This is a genomic window from Mycobacterium scrofulaceum (assembly GCF_001667885.1).
GTDB classification, from domain to species: Bacteria; Actinomycetota; Actinomycetes; order Mycobacteriales; family Mycobacteriaceae; genus Mycobacterium; species Mycobacterium scrofulaceum_C.
The window spans coordinates 1-633 of record NZ_LZJW01000096.1; the positions used below are offsets into that span (position 1 = coordinate 1).

The window sequence follows — 633 nt, forward strand, 5'->3', positions numbered from 1 at the left end:
CGCGCGGGCGCACCGGCGGGCACGCGGTCGCGGTGCCCGAGGAGGACAAGGGCCTGCGGACCCGGTCGGAGATGATCGCGCAACTGGTGTTCGCGATGGGCGGACGCGCCGCCGAGGAACTGGTATTCCGGGAGCCGACGACGGGCGCGGTGTCCGACATCGAGCAGGCCACCAAGGTCGCCCGCGCGATGGTCACCGAATTCGGGATGAGTTCCAAGCTCGGCGCGGTCAAGTACGGCACCGAACACGGTGATCCCTTCCTGGGCCGCACCATGGGCACGCAGGCCGACTACTCCCACGAGGTCGCCCGCGACATCGACGACGAGATCCGCAAGCTGATCGAGGCGGCTCACACCGAGGCGTGGGAGATCCTCACCGAGTACCGCGACGTGCTCGACACGTTGGCCGGCGAACTCCTGGAGAAGGAAACGCTGCACCGCGCCGAGCTGGAGGGCATCTTCGCCGACGTCGAAAAGCGGCCTCGGCTCACGATGTTCGACGATTTCGGTGGCCGCATCCCGTCGGACAAGCCGCCGATCAAGACGCCCGGCGAGCTGGCGATGGAGCGCGGCGAGCCGTGGCCGCCCCCGGTTCCCGAGCCGGCGTTCAAGGCGGCCATCGCGCGGGCCAGCC

At 69.8% G+C, this 633-nt stretch carries 1 pseudogene; it reads left to right on the top strand.

Annotated features, from left to right (window positions below):
• Positions 1–633: pseudogene (locus tag A5681_RS14985) on the top strand (cell division protein FtsH); the annotation flags it as partial.